The organism is Kocuria sp. (assembly GCF_030536815.1).
GTDB lineage: Bacteria > Actinomycetota > Actinomycetes > Actinomycetales > Micrococcaceae > Kocuria > Kocuria gwangalliensis.
Genome location: NZ_JAUNPE010000317.1, coordinates 1 through 1,751, shown reverse-complemented (window position 1 = coordinate 1,751; position 1,751 = coordinate 1). Strand labels below are relative to the sequence as shown.

At 65.6% G+C, this 1,751-nt stretch carries 1 protein-coding gene; it reads left to right on the top strand.

Translation table 11 applies throughout. The annotated features are described in order from the left end of the window. A partial coding sequence (locus Q4E95_RS13560; RefSeq protein WP_303383797.1) for an ABC transporter occupies positions 1–1,751 on the top strand: 1,751 nt, incomplete at both ends.

Sequence of the window (1,751 nt, the reverse complement as noted above, 5' to 3'; positions counted from 1 at the left end):
GTCGACATCCCCCGCGACACCGTGGTCGCGTTCACCGGAATCTCCGGATCGGGGAAATCCTCGCTCGCATTCGGCACGATCTACTCGCACTCCCGCCAGCGCTACCTCGAGTCGGTCTCGCCCTACGCGCGCAGGCTCATCGATCAGGGATCCGCTCCGCACGTCCGGCTCATCAGCGGGCTCCCACCGGCCGTGGCCCTGCGCCAGCAACATGCGGGCAGCACCCGCTCGTCGGTCGGCACCGTGTCCCGGATTTCAAACGTGCTGCGTATGCTGTTCTCGCGGTCGGGCACCTACCCGGAGGGCTACCGTCCCGCGGACCTCGCGGGCACCTTCCCTCGCGACGCCGCTCCCCTGGATTCCGACAGCTTCTCCCCCAATACCGCCGTGGGTGCCTGCCGAGTGTGCTCGGGCATGGGGCGTCTCTTGCTGGTCGACCAGAACAAACTCGTCGGAGACCCCTCGCTGAGCATTGACGACGGCGCGATCGTCGCCTGGCCGGGCGCCTTCGGTGGCAAGAACAATCGGCGCATCCTCAGTGTGCTCGGCGTCGACATCAACGTGCCGTTCGAATCGTTGCCCACCGATATTCGCGAGTGGGTCCTCACTACCGATGAGCAACCCACCGTTCGCATCGGCGATCGCTACAACGGCACCTACATGAGCCCCAAGCGGTGGGTCGAGCACACCTTCGCGGATTCGCCGTCGGCCCGGATGCGTGCGAAGGCCGCATCGTTCATGACCGACCAGCTCTGCCCCACCTGCCACGGCAAGCGCCTCAATCCTGAAGCTCTGGCGGTCACGATCGCAGGCATGGATATCGCCGACGCCGCTCGCCTCCCCCTTGCCGATCTTTCCTCCTTCCTCGAAGACGCCCGCACCCACTCGGACACCGACGAGCTCTCCGTCGAACGCAACCAGGCTGCCCAAGCACTTATCGACGTCCTTCAGGACCACATCGCGACCATGATCGATATTGGACTGGGCTACCTCGAAACCGCTCGACCCACGTCGACGCTCTCCAGCGGTGAGCTCAAGCGACTGCACCTGGCTACCCAGTTGCGCAGCGGACTGTTCGGGGTCTTGTACGTGCTCGACGAGCCCTCAGCGGGGCTCCATCCCTCCGACCTCGAACTGCTCCTCGGCGCGCTGAAGCGGCTCAAGGACGACGGCAACACGGTCTTCGTCGTTGAGCACAATGCTCAAATCATCCGCACGGCCGACTGGATCGTGGATCTCGGTCCGGGTGCGGGCCGCTACGGCGGGCGGGTGCTCTACAACGGGCCCTCGGACGGTCTCGCCGATGTGGAAGAGTCCGCCACCGCACGTTACCTCGGGCCCTCGGCCCCGCAGCCACCGGGACCGAAAACCTCGCGCGAGCTCACCGATTGGATCGAGCTGCAAGGCGTCACGGGGCACAATCTCTCCGGGGCTGACATCCGGTTGCCACTCGGCGCGTTCACAGCGATCAGTGGCGTTTCCGGATCGGGCAAGACCACTGTCCTCACGGCACTCGCCAATGAGGTCAGATCGCGACTCGACACCGGGGACGTCCAGGCGGACGAGGAACGCAATCCTGACTCTGTTGAGGTCGCCGAACAGCTCGTCAACGGCGCTCCCGTCTGGGACCTGGGCAGCGAACAGATCGAGGCCGAGTCCACGACCGGCTTGGACGCCTTCGACCGCATCATTATGGTCGACCAGCGTCCCATCGGGCGCACTTCCCGCTCGACCCTGGCCACCTACACCGG